The 17,609-nt window shown below is 70.8% G+C and carries 19 protein-coding genes; 6 read left to right on the forward strand and 13 right to left on the reverse strand.

From position 1 onward, the window contains the following. Positions 1-216 precede the first annotated feature (216 nt). On the forward strand, positions 217-1,902 hold the full coding sequence (locus MMSR116_RS25370) for a B12-binding domain-containing radical SAM protein (protein ID WP_010686882.1): 1,686 nt from the start codon (positions 217-219) through the stop codon (positions 1,900-1,902). Positions 1,903-1,974: 72 nt separating this feature from the next. Here the strand turns inward: MMSR116_RS25370 and MMSR116_RS25375 are convergent, their stop codons facing one another. The 5 genes from MMSR116_RS25375 to MMSR116_RS25395 form a co-directional block, all read right to left on the reverse strand. Next, positions 1,975-3,660 carry a methyl-accepting chemotaxis protein gene (locus MMSR116_RS25375; RefSeq protein ID WP_010686881.1) on the reverse strand — a complete coding sequence of 562 codons (1,686 nt, stop codon included), beginning with the start codon at positions 3,658-3,660 and terminating at the stop codon, positions 1,975-1,977. A 97-nt stretch (positions 3,661-3,757) separates the two neighbouring features. After that, on the reverse strand, positions 3,758-4,762 hold the full coding sequence (locus tag MMSR116_RS25380) for a magnesium transporter CorA family protein (RefSeq protein ID WP_010686880.1): 1,005 nt from the start codon (positions 4,760-4,762) through the stop codon (positions 3,758-3,760). 231 nt (positions 4,763-4,993) lie between these two features. Further along, positions 4,994-5,266: a hypothetical protein gene (locus MMSR116_RS25385; RefSeq protein ID WP_010686879.1), complete on the reverse strand. Its 273-nt coding sequence runs from the start codon at positions 5,264-5,266 to the stop codon at positions 4,994-4,996. Between the two features lie 53 nt (positions 5,267-5,319). Beyond that, the gene (locus tag MMSR116_RS25390) at positions 5,320-6,570 is read right to left on the reverse strand and encodes a class I SAM-dependent RNA methyltransferase (RefSeq protein WP_010686878.1); all 1,251 of its coding nucleotides are present in this window, start codon (positions 6,568-6,570) and stop codon (positions 5,320-5,322) included. Then, positions 6,567-7,340: a TlyA family RNA methyltransferase gene (locus MMSR116_RS25395; protein ID WP_010686877.1), complete on the reverse strand. Its 774-nt coding sequence runs from the start codon at positions 7,338-7,340 to the stop codon at positions 6,567-6,569. The genes MMSR116_RS25390 and MMSR116_RS25395 overlap by 4 nt, the downstream gene beginning before the upstream one ends. 110 nt (positions 7,341-7,450) lie before the next feature. Here MMSR116_RS25395 and MMSR116_RS25400 point away from each other — a divergent pair, with 110 nt between their 5' ends. After that, on the forward strand, positions 7,451-7,993 hold the full coding sequence (locus tag MMSR116_RS25400; RefSeq protein ID WP_010686876.1) for a superoxide dismutase family protein: 543 nt from the start codon (positions 7,451-7,453) through the stop codon (positions 7,991-7,993). Here the strand turns inward: MMSR116_RS25400 and MMSR116_RS25405 are convergent. From MMSR116_RS25405 to MMSR116_RS25420, 5 genes are all read right to left on the reverse strand, one after another. After that, positions 7,986-8,438, reverse strand: a complete 453-nt coding sequence (locus MMSR116_RS25405) for an acyl-CoA thioesterase (protein ID WP_010686875.1) — start codon at positions 8,436-8,438, stop codon at positions 7,986-7,988. The two genes, MMSR116_RS25400 and MMSR116_RS25405, sit on opposite strands and share 8 nt — an antisense overlap. Before the next feature lie 25 nt (positions 8,439-8,463). Beyond that, positions 8,464-8,601, reverse strand: coding sequence for a hypothetical protein (locus MMSR116_RS31470; protein WP_010686874.1), 138 nt, complete (start codon positions 8,599-8,601; stop codon positions 8,464-8,466). Between the two features lie 147 nt (positions 8,602-8,748). Next, positions 8,749-9,018: a hypothetical protein gene (locus tag MMSR116_RS25410; protein WP_010686873.1), complete on the reverse strand. Its 270-nt coding sequence runs from the start codon at positions 9,016-9,018 to the stop codon at positions 8,749-8,751. Between the two features lie 165 nt (positions 9,019-9,183). Beyond that, the gene (locus MMSR116_RS25415) at positions 9,184-9,369 is read right to left on the reverse strand and encodes a YegP family protein (protein WP_010686872.1); all 186 of its coding nucleotides are present in this window, start codon (positions 9,367-9,369) and stop codon (positions 9,184-9,186) included. 106 nt (positions 9,370-9,475) lie between these two features. After that, the gene (locus tag MMSR116_RS25420) at positions 9,476-10,165 is read right to left on the reverse strand and encodes an antibiotic biosynthesis monooxygenase family protein (RefSeq protein ID WP_010686871.1); all 690 of its coding nucleotides are present in this window, start codon (positions 10,163-10,165) and stop codon (positions 9,476-9,478) included. On the opposite strand from MMSR116_RS25420, the gene MMSR116_RS25425 reads away from it, so the two are divergent. Then, a complete protein-coding gene (locus MMSR116_RS25425) occupies positions 10,152-10,292 on the forward strand; it encodes a hypothetical protein (protein ID WP_158169133.1) in 141 nt (46 codons plus the stop codon). The two genes, MMSR116_RS25420 and MMSR116_RS25425, sit on opposite strands and share 14 nt — an antisense overlap. A 130-nt stretch (positions 10,293-10,422) precedes the next feature. Then, the gene (locus MMSR116_RS25430; RefSeq protein WP_010686870.1) at positions 10,423-11,118 is read left to right on the forward strand and encodes an ArsR/SmtB family transcription factor; all 696 of its coding nucleotides are present in this window, start codon (positions 10,423-10,425) and stop codon (positions 11,116-11,118) included. A gap of 253 nt (positions 11,119-11,371) precedes the next feature. On the opposite strand, the gene MMSR116_RS25435 is transcribed toward MMSR116_RS25430, so the two are convergent. The 3 genes from MMSR116_RS25435 to MMSR116_RS25445 form a co-directional block, all read right to left on the reverse strand. Continuing rightward, complete coding sequence (locus MMSR116_RS25435; RefSeq protein ID WP_039894670.1) at positions 11,372-12,907, reverse strand: DEAD/DEAH box helicase; 1,536 nt, start codon at positions 12,905-12,907, stop codon at positions 11,372-11,374. Positions 12,908-13,603: 696 nt separating this feature from the next. After that, positions 13,604-14,122, reverse strand: coding sequence for a hypothetical protein (locus MMSR116_RS25440; RefSeq protein WP_244625529.1), 519 nt, complete (start codon positions 14,120-14,122; stop codon positions 13,604-13,606). Between the two features lie 21 nt (positions 14,123-14,143). Beyond that, complete coding sequence (locus MMSR116_RS25445; RefSeq protein WP_158169135.1) at positions 14,144-14,416, reverse strand: hypothetical protein; 273 nt, start codon at positions 14,414-14,416, stop codon at positions 14,144-14,146. A 1,105-nt stretch (positions 14,417-15,521) separates the two neighbouring features. Here MMSR116_RS25445 and MMSR116_RS32610 point away from each other — a divergent pair. Both MMSR116_RS32610 and MMSR116_RS25450 read left to right on the forward strand, forming a co-directional pair. After that, the gene (locus MMSR116_RS32610; RefSeq protein ID WP_191991837.1) at positions 15,522-16,124 is read left to right on the forward strand and encodes an adenylate/guanylate cyclase domain-containing protein; all 603 of its coding nucleotides are present in this window, start codon (positions 15,522-15,524) and stop codon (positions 16,122-16,124) included. Positions 16,125-16,203: 79 nt separating this feature from the next. Beyond that, entirely contained in the window at positions 16,204-17,583 is a 1,380-nt protein-coding gene (locus tag MMSR116_RS25450) for a tetratricopeptide repeat protein (protein WP_191991839.1), read from the forward strand. Positions 17,584-17,609: the final 26 nt, after the last annotated feature.

A 17,609-nucleotide genomic window follows, 5' to 3' on the forward strand; every position in this document is an offset into this window, starting at 1 on the left:
CATCCGGTCAATCAGACAGAATTTCTCTCCGCGGGACCCGGAGGGGTTGATTCGCGACCTTCGGACGGGCGTCCTGTCGGCCTCGGCGATCCGGATCGCTGCGGGCGCGAAAGACGGCCTCAATTCGCCCGATTTCGCCCGCAAGTCAGGGGTCACGCTTCTGCCCGATCCGCGTTCGCGCGGGTCAGGCCGCCTGTGAGAACGAAGGAACCCGGCATGTCGGATGCGAACACGGCCCCGCGCGTGCTGATGGTGTTCCCGAAGTTCTACGAAAACTCCATGTGGAACTTCAAAGAGGCCATGGAGCTGCAGGGCGCCCGCGCGCCCGCGCCCCCGCTCGGCCTGATCACGCTGGCCGCGATGCTGCCGTCGGCCTGGCAGGTGACGCTCGTCAACCGCAACTGCGAAGAGCTGACGGACGCGCAGATCCAGGCGGCCGACCTCGTGATGACCGGCGGCATGCTGCCCCAGGAGCCGGACTGCCTCGTGGTGATCGACAAATGCGTGGCGCTCGGCACGCCGGTCTGCGTCGGTGGCCCCGCGCCGACCTCGACGCCGGAAGTCTACGACAAGGCCGACTTCCTCGTGCTCGGCGAGGCCGAGGGCATCCTCGACAAATTCGTCGCCGCCTGGGAGGCCGGCGAGCGCCGCGGCCGGTTGACGGCGGAGAAGTTCAAGGCCGACGTCACGAAGAGCCCGATCCCGCGCTTCGACCTGCTGACCTTTAGCCACTACCTCTACATCGGCGTCCAGTTCTCGCGCGGCTGCCCGTTCACCTGCGAGTTCTGCGACATCATCGAGCTCTACGGCCGCGCGCCGCGGACCAAGACCACGCCGCAGATGCTGGCCGAGCTCGACCGGCTCCACGGCCTCGGCTATCGCGGCCATGTCGACTTCGTCGACGACAACCTGATCGGCAACAAGAAGGCGATCAAGCTGTTCCTGCCGCACCTGATCAAGTGGCAGGAGGATCACGGCTACCCGTTCAAGTTCTCCACCGAGGCGTCGCTGAACCTCGCGGACGACGACGAACTGCTCGGGATGATGCGGGATGCGAACTTCTTCGCCCTGTTCACCGGGATCGAGACGCCCGACGAGGCGACGCTGATCCAGACCCAGAAGAAGCAGAACACCAAGCGGTCGATCGCCGACAGCGTGCACAAGCTCTACGAGAACGGGATGTTCGTCACCGCCGGCTTCATCGTCGGCTTCGACACCGAGAAGGACAGCATCTCCAAGGCGATGTCGCTCTGCATCAGCCAGACCGGCATCCCGATCGCCATGGTCGGCCTGCTGTTCGCGCTGCCGAACACGCAGCTGTCGCGCCGCCTGCGCAAGGAGGGCCGCCTCTACGAGAACTACGCCCTGACCACGGCCGACCAGGGCGACCAGTGCACCCAGGGGCTCAACTTCGTGACCCTGCGTCCGCAGCGCGACGTGCTGGCCGATTACCGCGACGTCCTTCAGGAGGTCTACGATCCGGTCAACTTCTTCGATCGGGTGCGCGTGGTGGCGCGCCGGGTGAAGCGCCCGAAATTCGCTGCCCACAAGGTCAACTGGCGCCACGTCGCCCACGATCTCTGGTCGCTGGCGCGCGTGTGCTGGCGCATGACCGTGCGGCGTCCGGAACTCGCCAAGCACTTCTGGAGCGTGTTCTTGGAGACGGCCCGGCGCAACCCGGCCGCCCTGGAGGCCGTGGTCACCAACATGGTGCTCTACCTGCACGTCTACCCATTCTCGCGCTACGTCATCCGCGAGATCAACGGCCGGATCGCCGAGCTCGAGGCCGGCCGCTGGGTGCAGCCGCCGGTCCTGGTGCCGGAGGTCGAGACCTGCAAGGCGCCGCCGGTCGGCAAGGTGGCGGCGAAGGCGGAGGTGAAGCACCTCGCCGCGGTGGCCTGAGCCCGGCTCCCGCGAGCGGGCCCCCGAGCCGCCACAGGGGCGTACCCCGCGGCGGCCTCATTCCGGAACGGCTCAGGCGGCCCGCACGGTCGCCAGGAACGTGTCGATCTCCCGGCGCAGCTCGGCGGATTGTTCGGAGAGGCTCGCCGCCGAGGCGAGCATCCGCGTCGCGGCCGTGCCGGTGGCGTCCGCGGCCTGCGCCACGGCGTCGATCGTGCCGGTGACCGCGCCGGTGCCGGACGCCGCCTCGGCGACGTTGCGGGCGATCTCCCGGGTAGCGGCGCCTTGCTCCTCGACGGCCGCCGCAATCGAGGTCGCCACGCCGTCGATCTCGCGGATGCGCGCCGCGATGCCGTCGATCGCCCCCACGGTCTGTCCCGTCGCCCCCTGGATGCGACCGACCTGGTCGGCGATCTCCCCGGTGGCCTTGGCGGTCTGGGTGGCGAGCTGCTTCACCTCGGCGGCGACCACCGCGAAGCCCTTGCCGGCCGCGCCGGCCCGGGCCGCCTCGATGGTCGCGTTGAGCGCCAGCAGGTTCGTCTGCCCGGCGATGTCGGTGATCAGCCGCACGACGTCCCCGATCCGACCCGCCGCCGCGCTCAGCTCATGAACGAGACCGGTGGTCTGGCCGGCCTGGACCACTGCGCCCCGGGCGAGGTCAGCGGAACCGTCCACCTGGCGGCTGATCTCCTGCACGGAGGCGCCGAGTTCCTCCGCGGCCGCCGCCACGGTGCCGACATGCTGGGCCGCCTCCTGGGCGGCGCCGGCCACCGTGGCCGCGCGCTCGGCCGTGTGGGTGGCGGTGTCGGACATCGCCTCCGCGTCGGCGCGCAGGCCGATGGCGGCATCCGACACCCGCGCCAGCACGCCGCCGACGGCGGCCTCGAAGGACTCGGCCATCGCGTGGACGGCGCGTCGGCGCTGCATCTCGGCGCCCTCGCGGGCCAGCGCGGTCTCCCGTTCCAGGGCTCGGCTGCGGATCAGATTGTCCTTGAAGACCTGCACGGCGGCCGCCATCGCGCCGATCTCGTCGCGACGCCCGGTATGCGGTACCGCAACCGACTCGTCACCCTCGGCCAGCCGTCCCATCGCGCCGGTCATGCGCTCGATCGGGCGGGCGATCCCGAAGATCGCGAACAGCATCGCCGCTGCGGCGACGGCCAGCCCCATCACGGTGGCGGCGAGGGCGATCAGTTTGGCGCGCGTCGCCTCCTGCGCGGTCTCGGCGACGTTGGCCTGCGTCTGCGCCCGGGCCGAGGCGATCGTCTCGGTGAGGCTGGCCACCGCCGCGTCGTTCTGCGCGCCCGTTGCGGGATCCAGCACCAGCGCGAGGGCGCCCTGCTGGTCGCCCGCGATCATCAGCTCCACCACTTGGAGCTGGATGTTCTGATAGGCGTTCCACGCCGTGGTGAAGCGCTCGTAGATCGCCCGGTCCCGCGGCGCCGTCAGGCGCTCCTGAAAGGCTTGGCGCAGTCCGGACAGCGCCCCGAGCGTGTCGGTGAGCGCCGTCTGGTTCCTGTCCAGGGCGTTGGCGTCGGGCGAGGCCACCGCGAGCCGGTAGAGCCTCAGCCGTGCGTCCCGGACGGCCGTCCCGATGGCCTCGGCCTCGTTCTGCGCGGGGAGGGCCTGCTGCGAGATCGCCGTCGCGTTCCGCTCGATCTCCGAGAGGGTCACGACGCTGGCGATGCCCTGCCCGGCGGCCGCGAGCGCAAGCAGGCCGATGGCCCCGGACAGGACCGTCTTGAGGGAGAATTGCATGGGAGCTTCCGTCTTCGCGGCCGCGCCGCGCCGTCAGGCTCCGGGGTTCTTGCAGGAAACTCTTAATTCTTTACCGGTTGTGGACCCGCATCTGAGGCTAGAGCCACTTCTTCCAGCGGAAGAAGAAGTACGGGAATACGGCGGCTACGACCATCATGACCAGCGCCATCGGGTAGCCGAACGAGAAATCTAGTTCCGGGATGGCTTTGAAATTCATGCCGTAGATCGAGGCGATCAGGGTCGGCGGCATGAAGACGACGGCCATGACCGAGAACAGCTTGATGATGTTGTTCTGCTCGAGGTTGACGAGCCCGAGGGTCGCGTCGAGCAGGAACTGGATCTTGTTGTTGAGGAAGGTCGCGTGCTCCTCCAGGGATTGTAGATCCCGCAGGGTCGAGCGGACGTCCTCCCGGAGATCGCGCGGGGCCTTGTTGGTCCGGTAGGTGGCCGAGAGGGAGAGCAGGATCCGCTCCATCGAGACGAGGCTCTCGCGCTGCTTGGAGATGAGGTCGCCGTGCCGGCCCAGCGCCCGCAGCGTGTCCTGGAGGGCGGTGTTGCGGGCGGAGGGGTCCTCCTGCACCTCGAAGATCTTGCCCGAGAGGCGGTCGATCCGCTCGCCCTGGAGCTGGAGCACGTCCGCGGCCCGGTCGATCACCGCCTCGATCAGGCCGGCCAGGATGGTCTCGCCGGAGGCTGACGTGCTGCTGCCGTTGCCCATCGAGCGGCCGGCGCGCTGCGTGTACATGCGGAAGGCCTGGGGCTCCTCGTGGCGCACGGTCACGAGGCGGTTGCCGCGCAGGATGAAGGTGATGCCGGCCAGTCCCGGCTCATCGGAATCGCTCACCTTGGACAGCACCCGCCCGGTCATGTAGCGGGCGCCCTCCTCGACGTAGAGCAGCTCCGAGGGCTCGATGTCCTTCATCTCCTCGCGCGTCGGCACCTCGATGCCCGCGAAAGCCTCGACCTTAAGCTCCTCCTCGCGGCTCGGGCGGATCAGGTCGAGCCAGACCGTGTCCTCCGGAATCGTGTCCTGAAGGTCGACGACGCGGCGCTCGAGCTGCGTGGATCCGGCGCCGATGGCGGGCTGGTGGATGAAGATCACGGACGGGTCTCGGGAGTAGGACGGTCACGATCGAGCGCAGGGCGCCACCCGCATCCGGCACGGCGAGTCCCGACGCAAGCTGCGCCGCGGATGTGGCGGTGTTTTCTGACGCTTCCGTGACATCGCAGCCGCCCGGACCCAGGCGCGGCGAGCGGCGTCCTCAGGGCGCAGGCTCGGGAGACCGCTGAAGATCAACCGACGCGTTGGACGCGGCCTTGGACCCGACGTCGATCAGTTGCAGCCGTCGCAGATGCTGCGGTCGATCTTGTCGGTCAAGGATCGCTCGCGCCGCCGCTCCTCGCGTGAGGGCACCTCACCGGGTCCCAGCGACGTGCCGGGTGGCTTGGTCACGCCGAGGCTGTTGGTGTTGGGCGCCGTGATCGTCGAGGCCGGGCCGCCGCCTGTACCGGTCTGATCGGGCGCAACGGACTGCGCTGCGAGGGCGCCCGGGAGGGCGAGGCTCAGCGCGGCGAGGGTCACAGGGCGAAGGCATCCGCGGATCATGGGGGACCTCCAATCATCGAGAGAACGTCAAACGTGGCCGTAGGTTGCGTCGCTCATCGGCGGCGCGCGGCGGCGCGGCGGAACACGCCGACCATCTCCACGTGACCCGCGTGACGGAACTGGTCCACCGGCGTGACCGCCTCCAGCCGGTAGCCGCCGGCGACGAGCGTCGCGGCGTCCCGGGCGAAGGTGCCGGCGTCGCAGGCGAGGCCGACCACGAGGGGCACCCGCGACGCCGCGAGCTGGCGGGCCTGCGCCTCGGCGCCGGCCCGGGGCGGATCGAGCACCACCGCGTCGAAGGCGTCGAGCTCGGGCGGCAGCAACGGCCGGCGGAACAGGTCTCGGCGTTCCATGGTGATCTGGCGGCGGCCCACGGCGGCACGGGCCGACCGGTCGAGGCCGGCGAGCGCTGCCGCGTCGGTCTCCACCGCGTGGACCGCGGCCGTCCGGGCCATGGCCAGGGTGAGGGGGCCGCAGCCCGCGAACAGGTCCGCCACCCGGCGCACCCGCGGGCCGAGGGCCGCGAGGGTGAGTTCGGTGAGCGCCGCCTGCCCGGCCGCGGTCGCCTGCAGGAAGCCGCCGGGGGCCGGGTAGAGGCGCGTTTCGCTGTCCGTGACAGAGACCGGCTCGGCCTCCATCAGGCGCTCGCCGTGGAGCGACAGCCGGGCGAGCCCCAGCTCTCCGGCGATCCGCACCAGCGCGGCGCCGACCCCGCCGCTGACCGGCCCGTGCCCGCGCAGGTCGACGTCGAGGCCCTGGTCGGTGGCGGTCACCGCGACGTCGAGGGGCTTCCGGCCGTGCCCGAGCGGCCCGGCGAGGCGACGGGCGACCTCCGGTGCCGCGTGGAGGGCCGGCACCGTGATCGGGCAAAGGTCGATCGGGATCAACGCGTGGCTGCGCGCCTCCATGAGCCCGGCCTCGGCCCGGCCGTCGATGTCGCGGACATGCAGCGTGATGCGGCGGCGCCCGGCACCGTGGGCGTCGAGCGTCGGCGCGGGCTCCAGGCCGAGGCCGGCCTGCGACAAGGCCTGCGCGACGAGGCCGCCCTTCCAGGTGAGCTCGGCCGGCCGCGCGAGGTGCTGCGTGCGGCAGCCGCCGCAGCGCATGAAGTAGGGACAGAACGGCTTCACCCGGTCTGCCGAGGCCTCGGCGATGCCGAGCAGCTCCGCGCGCCGGCCCTCCGGACGGATGACGACCTGCTCGCCCGGCAGCGCGTAGGGGACGATGGTTCCGTCTTCAGCGATGCCGTCGCCGCGGGCGCCGAGGGCGCGGATCGTGACCGTCTCGCTCTCGGTCCCGCTCATGGCAGGCGCGCCCCGATCAGGAACTCGGCATTGCCGTCGCCGCCGGGCACGGGCGAGTCGATCAGGCCGAGGATTGCGGCGCCGAGCGCCTCCAGTTCCCCCCGCACGGCCGCGCAGACCTCCGCGTGGACCGCCGGGTCGCGCACGAGGCCGCCGCGACCGACCCGGGCCCGGCCGGCCTCAAATTGCGGTTTGATCAGCGCGACCAGATCCGCGCCGGGCCTGACCAGCGCCGGCACGGCCGGCAGCACGAGGCGCAGTCCGATGAAGCTCACGTCGATCCCGACGAGATCCGGGCGCGGCGCCAGCGCCGCCGGGTCGAGGCCGCGGATGTCGGTGCCCTCCAGGTTCGTGACGCGCGGATCCGCCACGAGGCGCCGGTGGAGCTGGCCCCGGCCCACGTCCACCGCGTAGACATGGTGGGCGCCGCGGTCGAGCAGCACGTCCGTGAAGCCGCCTGTGGACGCGCCGATATCGAGGCCGACTCGGCCGCGCGGATCCAAGCGGAATGCCTTCAAGGCCGCGGCGAGCTTGAGGCCGCCCCGGGACACGTAGGGGTGCTCGGGTGCCGCCTCGACCTGCGCGTCCGGGGCAACGGGGTCCGAAGCGCGTGCGAGCGTCCGCCCGTCGATCCGCACGAGGCCGGCCCGGATCGCCGCCTGCGCCCGGGCGCGGCTCTCGAAATGGCCGTGCTCCACCAGGAACAGGTCGGCGCGCCGTGTCGGCGCGCCGGAGGCGGTGCGGTCCTGTATGGGCCGGTCTCGGGTCATCAGGGCTTCGCGTGATCCGGGCAGTGCTGCGGCTGAGGTTCAAGAGCGCCAGCCCTGTCGAAGGGCGGCGTGCTCCCTAACTAGACCGGGCCTTACAGGAGAGCCACCGCATGATCCGCACCCTGCCGCTGTTCGCATTGCTCGGGACGCTCGCCGGGAGCGGCGCCCTGGCGCAGGAGCCGGCCAAGGCGCCCGAGAGCAAGGCACCCGAGACCTTCGAGGCGCCGATCAAGAACGCCAAGGGCGACGCGATCGGCTCGCTGACGATCCGCGACGGGGCGAACGCCCTGGTGCTGCGGGTGGCGATCCAGGCGGGCGGCTTGCCGCCCGGCTGGCACGGCATGCATTTCCACGCGGTCGGCGACTGCTCCGACCCGAAATTCATGAATTCCAAGGCGCACGTGAACCACGACCAGAGCAAGCACGGCCTGCTGAACCCGGACGGCCCGGACGAGGGTGACCTGCCGAACCTCTACGTTGCCCAGGACGGCTCAGCCAATGCCGAGGTGTCGAGCGAGACGCCCCTCACCGGCGAGGGCGGGTTGAAGGATGGCGACGGCTCGGCGCTGATCATCCACGCCAACCCGGACGACCACACCAGCCAGCCGATCGGCGGTGCCGGCGACCGAGTCGCTTGCGCGGTGATCAAGTAACCGCGGAGGGTGAGGGCACCGCCGGCGGGATCGGGCGCGGCCGGCCCTCCTCGTCGATGGCCACGAAGGTGAAGGTCGCCTGCGTCACCCGCTCGCGGACCTGGGTGCAGAAACGCCGCGCCCAGGCCTCGACCTCGATCTTCATCGAGGTCCGGCCCACATGCGAGACCCTTGTGTAGACGCACAGCACGTCGCCCACCCGCACCGGCCGGATGAAGGTCATGGATTCGAGCGCGACGGTGACGACGCGGCCCTGCGCCCGGTCCACCCCCGCGATGCCGCCGGCCTGATCCATCTGGGACAGCACCCAGCCGCCGAAGATGTCGCCGTTGGCGTTAGTGTCGGCCGGCATGGCGATGGTGCGCACCGTCAGGTCGCCCCGAGGCAGATCGACCTCCTGGGGCGGCGGCACACTCGTGCCCGCTGAGAGTCCGACGTGCTTCATGCCGTCCATCCCCCGTTCCGCGCCGTCAGGGGAACAGGCCGGCGAGCTTGAGGCCCGCGGCCAGCAGGACGGCGGCGGCGCTCAGGATGCATTCGAGCGGGACCAATTGCCAGAGGTCTCGCGGCGCCGCCGCGGGCTCGGCGCGCTGCGCGATATCGTTCATCGGGCGTCCTCCCGGCCGGGCCGATCTGCCGTCGCCCGTGCCGTTGCATGCAGGATAACGCATGGACATCCGTTGCGCACCCCGAATCAAGGCATGAAAAAGCCCTGCGGCTGCAGGAGCCGCAGGGCCGACCAAGCCGGCGTGGGCTTAGTAGTAGAACCGGCGGCGGTAGTACGGGCGGCGCCAGTAGGGGCGCGGGCCGTAGTAGAATCGGCGGCCGTAGTAGGGACGGCGCCAGTAGGGCCGCGGACCGTAGAAGCGGCGACGGTAGTAGTACTGGGCCTTCTCGGTCACCGCCGGTGCGGCGTCGGCCGGCAGGGCAAGCCCCGGACCGATGGGCGCGGCGGACGCTCCCTCCGGGGCCGCAGCCGCGAAGCCCAGCACCAGCAGGGCCGCGAGCAGGAATTTCCTCAGCACGGTCTCGACTCCCTTCGTGTGATTGCGTCTCGGACGACGAACCGCGCGGGGAGCGAGGGCCCTCCGCCGGTCCGAAACGCTGCAACGCATGGGCGAGCCGAAGCGTTGCAGCGTAACCGCTACGGAGTGACGAACAGGGTTGATCGTGCGTTGAGGGCCGCGGCGTCAGGCGATCTTGGTGGTCATGTCGTCGATGCGGGCCTCGGCGCTCTGGCGCACCAGGGCGATGCCGTGCTCGCAATCCTCCCGGCGGACGTAGCCCTCGCCAGATTCGGCGATCACCTCGCCGTTGCGCGCCCGCAGGCGCCAGCGCCACTCGCCCTTGGAATCCCGGTACAGTTCGAACCGCATGGTATGGGCCCCCGATTCATCCAGCGGATGAGATGGGTCACCTCGCCCGCCAGAAAAAGATGTGCTGCGCGGCCCATCCGCGCGATCGGGTCCGGGGCGCGGATCTTCAGCCGGTGGACATCCCCGGCCGCTGGACCGGCGGAAAGAATTGCGGAGCCTCCCGGCGATCGAACAGGCCGTAGTCGCGGATCACCCGCACGGTCCGGACGCGGACATCGCCGGCCGTGGACGGTTTCGTCGGCCTGAACGAAGCGGCCGCCTCCGGACCGATCCAGGACACCAGCAGCATGACCTTGCCGCTGGTGTAGAGCGAGACGAACACGTCCGACGCCACGAGCCCCTCGGCCGCGGGGTCGAGGCCCAGGGCGAGCGCCAAGTCGCCCGGATCCTCCGGGAGGGCGCGGCCGTCCCGCGCGGCCGCCTCCACCAGCGTGCAGGCCCTGGCGCGGCCGACCTCCGTCGCGTCGAGACGCTGCTGGTGCAGCGCGCAGCCCTCCGGCGGTGCACTGTCGGCGGTCACCTCGGCGACGCGCAGGTGGTAGTCCGCGAACACCGCGGTGCGGCCCGTCTCCTGGATCAGGTGGTGGCCGGCATGGGTACGCCAGCGGATCACGGCCTTCTCGTCCCGCCAGGTCGAGTGCGACAGCATCCAGCCCGGTCGCGTCCGGCTCGCGAACCGCTCATTGTCGATGAAGCCGTCGATGCCCTCCAGTTCCGGCCGCAGGAGCTTCGCGTGTTCCAGATACGCGTCCGTCCGGCCATCGCCGGGACGGAGCTCGAAGATGACCGAGAACATGTTGCCTCCTCCCCGCGTCGCGCGTGTTCTTCATCCCGCGTCCGAGGCCCAGCAGGAGCAGGCCGAGACCCATCGCGGGGCCGGCGACCCTGTGGTCCTCCACGTGCAGATCCAGCACCCCGGCTGACATCGGGGCGCCCCGGTTGTGACGATGCGGACGATGGACCGGCCGGTCCCGGCTGTCAGCCGCGAACGCTTCGGCGCCGGCCGAAGCGTTCCGGCGTGCCCGGCGGGGCGTTCGCGGTTAGGCTGCGTGCATGACGACCGCCGCCCGCCTGTCCGGCACCGCCGCCCTGATCGGCGATCCCGCCCGCGCCAACATCCTGATGGCTCTGCTCGACGGGCGCGCCCTGACGGCGACGGAACTCGCCCACGCGGCCGGCGTAAGCGCGCAGACGGCCAGCGGGCACCTGTCCAAGCTCGTGGACGGGCGGCTGCTCGGTGTCGCGCGGCAGGGACGCCACCGCTATTTCCGGCTGGCCGCCCCCGAGGTCGCCCGGATGCTGGAGGGCATCATGGTGGTGGCCGACGAGCCCGGACCGGATGCGCCGCGCGCGACGCCGCGGATCGACCCGGCGTTGCGGCGGGCGCGGACGTGCTACGACCATCTCGCCGGACGACTGGGCGTCGAGATCGCGGACGCCCTGGTGGCGCGGGGCCTGATCGTTCTGGGTGACGAAGCCGGGGCGGCGACCGAGGCGGGGCAAGCATGGCTCGCCGCGTTCGGCGTCCCGATCGAACCTGCCGGACGGACCCGCCGCGTGTTCTGCCGGCCCTGCCTGGATTGGAGCGAGCGGCGGCCGCACCTCGCCGGCCGGCTGGGGGCCGCTCTGTGCCGCCGCTGCGAGGAACTCGGCTGGATCACGCGGGCGCGCGACGGTCGTGCCGTCGGCGTGACCGAGGCGGGCCGACGGGGTTTCGAGCGCCAGTTCGGGGTATCCTGCCGGGACTGATGCGGTCTCAGGGTGATGGATTCGGTCGCAGTAGCCCGCTCCGTCAACGCGCGCTGCGAAGCGACGCTGAATGGTGTGGCGCTCGGGATAGCTTCGCTGCGCTCGCGAATACGGTGGCACCGAAGGGATCGACGGGAAACGGCAGGACACGGTCCCCGGCCAACAAATCCCGTGCGTCGCCACGATCCATGAAGAAGCCGCCCGGGACGGTCTCGTCCCGGGCGGCTCCGCAGGTCACACCATGACGTCGATCTCAGGAGCGCGGTGCCCGCTCCAGCCAGCCGATGCTGCGGCCCTCGCCGCCGCCGCGCGGGCGGGACTCGGCCCGCTGGGGCCGGCCGTCGCGGTTCGGGCGGCCCTGGTTCGGGCGCGGCTCGCCCTGCGGGCGAGCGGGACGGTCCGCACGGAACTCACGACCCTGCGGAGCCTGGCCGCGGCCGTCGCTTCGGCCGTCGCTCCGGCCGTCTTGCGGCCGCCCCTGCCGGGGCGCACCCTGGCCGCCGAAGCCGCGTCCGCCCTCGGGCCGCCCCTGCTGGGGCCGGCCCTGCTGCTGCCGGGGCCGCTGACCCGGACGGCCGCCGCCGGGGCGCTGCTGGCGCTCGGGCCGGCGCTCCTCCTCGCGGGCGATCTCCGCGGCCTCCTGGCGCGACGGCGGGCTGAAGCCCTCCGGGAAACCCGCCACCGGCACCTTCTGACGCGTCACGCGCTCGATGTCGCGCAGGTAGGCCTTCTCCTCGTCGTTGCAGAACGAGATCGCCAGCCCGTCCGCGCCGGCGCGGGCGGTGCGGCCGATCCGGTGGACGTAGCTCTCCGGCACGTTCGGCAGGTCGAAGTTGACCACGTGGCTCACGCCCTCGACGTCGATGCCGCGGGCCGCGATGTCGGTGGCCACCAGCACCCGGCAGGAGCCGTCCTTGAAGGCGGCGAGCGCCCGCTCGCGCTGGGGCTGGCTCTTGTTGCCGTGGATCGCCGCGGCCGCGATGCCGACCTTGTCGAGGCCGCGCACCACCCGGTCCGCCCCGTGCTTGGTGCGGGTGAAGACGAGGACGCGCTCGATCGCCGGATCGCGTAGGATGTGGCCGAGCAGCGCCTGCTTGGCGCCTGTGTGGACGAAGATCACCTGCTGCTCGACCCGCTCGGCGGTGGTGGCGACCGGCGTCACCGCGACCTGGACCGGATCGGTGAGGTACTGCGCCGCGAGGCCGGCGATGTTCTTCGGCATGGTGGCCGAGAAGAACAGGCTTTGCCGCTTCTCCGGCAGCATCTTCACGATGCGCTTGAGGGCGTGGATGAAGCCGAGGTCGAGCATCTGGTCGGCCTCGTCGAGGACGAGGATCTCGACGCCGTCGAGGGTCAGGGAGCGGCGGTCGACGAGGTCGATCAGCCGGCCCGGCGTGGCGACCAGGATGTCGACGCCCGGCGCGAGCGCCCGCTCCTGGCGGCTGATGGTGACGCCGCCGAACACCACCGTGGTGGTGTAGTGCAGGTGGCGGCCGTAATCCGTGAAGGATTCGGCGATCTGGTTGGCGAGTTCGCGGGTTGGCGACAGCACCAGCACCCGGCAGCCGCGGCGCGGGGCGCGGCGGTCCGAGAGCGACAGGCGGTGCAGGATCGGCAGCGCGAAGGCCGCGGTCTTGCCGGTGCCGGTCTGGGCGATGCCGCAGAGGTCGCGGCCCTCCATGGCCGGCGGGATCGCCTGGGCCTGGATCGGGGTCGGCGCGACGTAGCCGGCCTCGCTGAGAGCCCGCAGCACGGGCTGGGCGAGGCCGAAATCGGTGAATTGGGTCAAGGATGTATCCGATGCAGCAGGGCCGACCGGGCGCCCCGCGTTCCTCGCGAGCGGCGCCGTCTTCGGATCGGTCCGTTGGCAGGGGGCAGCCCGCGTGATGGGGCGGCCCGGGTGCATGCACGTTATGAAGAGGGGGGCCGGATCACGCCGGGTGGCGCCCGATCCGTCACGCAGCCCCCTCAAGCGGACCGTGACGGCCGCTGACGCTGCACCGCCGATATGCAGGTGTGCGGCTGCGAAGTCAATGAACGGAGGCCGGCGGCGGCGCATGGCACAGCCCCTGTCGGCGCACGTCTCGACTTCCGCCTGACGCCCAAACGTCATGCCTGCACGGCGGAGAGGAGCAGCGTGAGCGCAGCCCCGAGCGCCAAACAAGGCAAGCTCGGCGGATTACGCGGCGCTGGATACAGGAAATCGGCTCGCGGACGTCGATTCGGTCAGTCTGGTGCCCGCGCTGCGCCGGCAGTAACGGATGAAGATGCTGAACAGGCCCGATCAGGTGACATGAAACGCGTTCGCGGGTCGAAACGAAGATTGCATGTCGCGTCTGAAATACGATCCAATTGTGATTATTTCACCCATCGACAAACGGAAATGCTTTGCCGTGCGGACGCATTGACCTTCGGATCGGCGCCGGCTCGTCGTCGAGGTGCGTCCCGATGCGTGACTTGATACGCGGATGAGACCTGCGTGCGGCTAGGAACCGGAACGTCCGGACAGCGCGCCGGCTTGCCGCCGATTCGAACTCCCGCCCTCGTAGAGGATGACGGGATGCGGGCCCGCGAAGCTGACGCCCAGGTCGAATTTCGCTGAACCGCTCTTGCGGGTTCCTCGGCTGGGATTGGCCACCGCGAAATCGATCGTGGAGCGGGCGGCGCACTTGCGCGCCTCGGCGTTGCAGAGGATCCGCATCGTGCCGGGCCGATGGACGTAGCGCCGCACGGGCCATTGGGCGATGGCCCGCCGCTTCTCCGCCTGCAGGTCAGCCTGCGTGTACGGCTTGCCGTAGAACTGGACCGTGCGCCCGTACATGTAGGGCACGTCCGCGACGGGGCTCACATTGTTCGAGGACCAGATCTGGAGATAGCGGTTCGCGATCACGGCCGTACGGGCCTGCATGTCGGCGGGGCTGAGTGCATGGGCTGCGCCGACCCACGGGATGGCAGCCACGACGACGCCGACGGCCAGGGTCCGGAAGTTCATCATGCGCGCCATCACCATCTCGGAACGGAAGACTCAAGGTTCCTCAAGCCAGCGCAGGACGCCGCCCGTCTCGGCAGAGGTGACACGGCGTCGGGAAACGGGCGGGCGGTCCGCGACGTCTCGCTCGTAGCGATCGAGGCCGTCGGGGTTGCGCAGGGCGTAGGGGTCGGGCGGCCAGGCCGCGAAGTCCCGCCGCGCGATGGGAGCCCGGCGCGCCTGCCTCTCGACCGCGAGGCGGATCTCGTCCTGCTCCGCCTCGAAGGCGGCGAACCGGCCGCCGATCGGCCGTCGCTGGGAACTCGCCAACTGCCGGGACGCCTGCGTCTTGCGGGATGGCGCAGCGCCTGGGGACCGCGCCGCAGCGTTCCCGGCGATAGAAGTGCCTGTGGCGTCCGGATCGCGCTGCCCCGCGGTCTTCGCGAGGAACTCGGATGCTTTCGGCCGGCGCGGCGGCATCACGGCCGCTTCCTCCCGGTGCGCTGTGTCCCTCTCGGCCCGCTCGCGATCCATGTGGAACACCAGCGGGGGGCGGGGCGGTGTGCCCGCACCCCCGGCCGTCCGCTGCTTGACCGGATCGACCCAGGCCTCCGTCACGGGTGCCGGCACGCCCTGCGTTGCCGTCTGCTTTGCCCCTTCCGTTGCCGCAGCCGATTCGGCCATGCGCGCGGCCGGGGCGTGGGCTGCGACACTGGCGGCGTGTGGAGGCTGGCTGGGGGCGGCTGGCTCAGGGGCGCCGCTCATCATGCCCTGCCGGGCCCCTGTCGTCTCGGATGGAGCGCCGACATAGGCTGCAGTGACGGCGACGCCGGCGGCGAAGGCGGCCCCGATAGCGAGGAATGACTTTGCAGGCGCGCTCATGGGCACTCAGTGCTTGGGCGTTGCGGATCCGGGGTCCGACATAAACCCCGAGCCGACCGGGCTGGTTCCGGCGCGAGGCCCGGACCCTAGGACAGCCCACTTATCGGCGGCCATTCCAGGATGTATTAGATCGTCAACTTTCTAATTTTCGCGGATATAAATGGCGCGATCTACGGGTCTTGACTCCTGATCCCAGGATGGATGGTGCCGAAGTCGGTGGCATGACGGCCCAAGTCCGATCGTCACATCTTTCGGATTGAGGCCTATGTCTTCGAGGCATCTGCAATCGAGCCGGCACAGATCGCGGCCGGCACGTGCATTGGTGTACCATGATGTCATGGAAGCGATGATCCGGTTCCACATGGCGAACTCCCTCGGCAGGATCGAGGTGGAACGATGCGCCGATGCAGTCCCGGTGGCGGTGATGATCCGCACGCGCGCAGCCAATAGAGATCCTCGTCGCGATGGACTTGCCTGCCGCGCCCTCCGTCATGCTATGACCGTCCCGATACACGGCCGCGTCCGAGTTGCATGCGCGTGAGGCCACACACCGATGAGTAGGCGTCTGGCGGCGATCCTCGTGGCCGACATCGTCGGCTACAGCCGGCTCATGGGCGCCGACGAGGGCGGCACGATCCGGCGCCTCAAGGCCCTGCGCCGCGAGGTCACCGATCCGGCCATCCAGGCCGCCCAGGGCCGCATCGTCAAATCCATGGGCGACGGCCTGCTCGTGGAGTTCCCCAGCCCGCTGCGCGCCGTCACCTGCGCGCTGCGCATCCAGCAGGCCATGGCGCAGCGCGAGCCCGCCCTGCCCGAGGAGCGCCGCTTCCGCCTGCGCTTCGGCATCACCGTCGGCGACGTGCTCGCCCAGGCCGACGGCGACCTGTTCGGCGACGGCGTCAACGTGGCCGCCCGCCTGGAGCCGCTGGCCGAGCCGGGCGGCCTGTGCGTCTCGCGCTCGGTCCACGATCAGGTGCGCGACCGGCTGCCCTGCCGGTTCGAGGACCGCGGCAAGCTCGATCTGAAGAACATCGCCCGGCCGGTGGGCGTGTTCGCGCTCTCGGCCGCGGCCGTCCAGGCGCTGGTCCTGCCCGAGGACGAGGACGACGACGAGGATCTGCCCGGAGCAGCACGCCGCCGAGCGCGCAGGCACTGACGCGAGCCGGAAGCCTGCGCGGCCGGCCGCGCGGGCCTGGGCCGGGCCGGGGCGGCGGGCCGGGCTGCTGACGGGGCTGGTGGCGGGTCTCGCCGTCCTGGCCTCGCTGGGGCTGGCAGCCTGGCTGGTGGGGCCGGGATCGCCGGGGTCGGGCTTGCCGGGCTCGGCGGGATCCGGGAGCGCGGGGGCGGCGCCGCGGGCGGAGGCGACGCTGGCGGTCCAGAACGGCCTGCCGCCCAAGCCGCTGCCGGCGCTGTCGCTGGTGGTGCTGCCGTTTGCCAACCTGAGCGCCGACCCGGAGCAGGACTTCTTCGCCGACGGGCTGACCGAGGATCTGACCACCGACCTGTCGCACCTGGCCGGCAGCTTCGTGATCGCGCGCAACACCGCCTTCACCTACAAGGGCAAGGCCGTCGACGTGAAGCAGGTCGGGCGCGACCTGGGCGTGCGCTACGTGCTCGAAGGCAGCGTGCGCCGCACCGACGCCCACATCGTCCTCAACGCGCAGCTCATCTCGACGGAGACCGGCGCCCATGTCTGGGCCGACCGGTTCGAGGGCGAGCGGAGCCGCCTCGGCAAGCTCCAGACCGAGTTCGTCGCGCGGCTCGCCCGGTCGCTCGACGTGCAGCTCACCGAAGCCGAGAGCCTGCGCCTCCTGCGGGAGCGGCGCGCGAATCCCGACGCCGCCGACCTCGCCCTGCGCGGCTGGGCCCTCGTCAACAAGCCGCGGTCGCTGGCAAACAACAATGCGGCCGCCGAGCTGTTCAAAGAAGCGCTCGCGCTGGATCCGAGCAATCCCAGGGCGCTGATCGGGCTGGCGCGGACGTATGTGCTGAGGCCTGGCATGTCGTGGAGCACCGACAAGGCCCATGACATACGGGAGGCCGACAGCCTGGTGACGCGATATCAGGCGGCCTACCCGGACGACGCGCTCGGCTACGTGACCAAGGGCGACGTCCTGCGCGCCTCGAGGCAGTTCGAGGCCGCCCTGTCGATGTATGAGGCCGCGATCGCCAAGGATCGGAACTACGCCATGGCGTATGCCCTGCGGGGCCATATCTCCACGCTGGCCGGCCACGCCGCGGCGGCGATCCCGAGCGAGCTCGATGCCATACGCCTGAGCCCCAAGGATCCGTTGCTGAACGTCTGGTACTATTTCGTCTGCCACTCCTACACGCACCAGAGGCGCTGGGAGGAAGCGATCCCCTGGTGCAACAAGTCGGTGGCCGCGGGACCCTACTGGCTGTCCTACGTTGATCTCGCGGCCGGCTACGCGTGGCTCGGGAAGAAGCCCGAGGCTGCGGCAGCGGTGTCGGAGATCCTCAAGCTGATGCCCGGCTACACCGTGCAGAGGTGGGCCAACGAAGGCTGGTCGGACAACCCGACCTTTCTGGAGGAGTATCAGTTCATCGTTCAGGGCCTGCGCATGGCAGGACTGCCGGAGGGGCCGACGAACTGACTGGCGCTGACGCGGCCGGTCCGTCA

Origin of the sequence: Methylobacterium mesophilicum SR1.6/6, from assembly GCF_000364445.2 — a bacterium.
GTDB lineage: Bacteria > Pseudomonadota > Alphaproteobacteria > Rhizobiales > Beijerinckiaceae > Methylobacterium > Methylobacterium mesophilicum_A.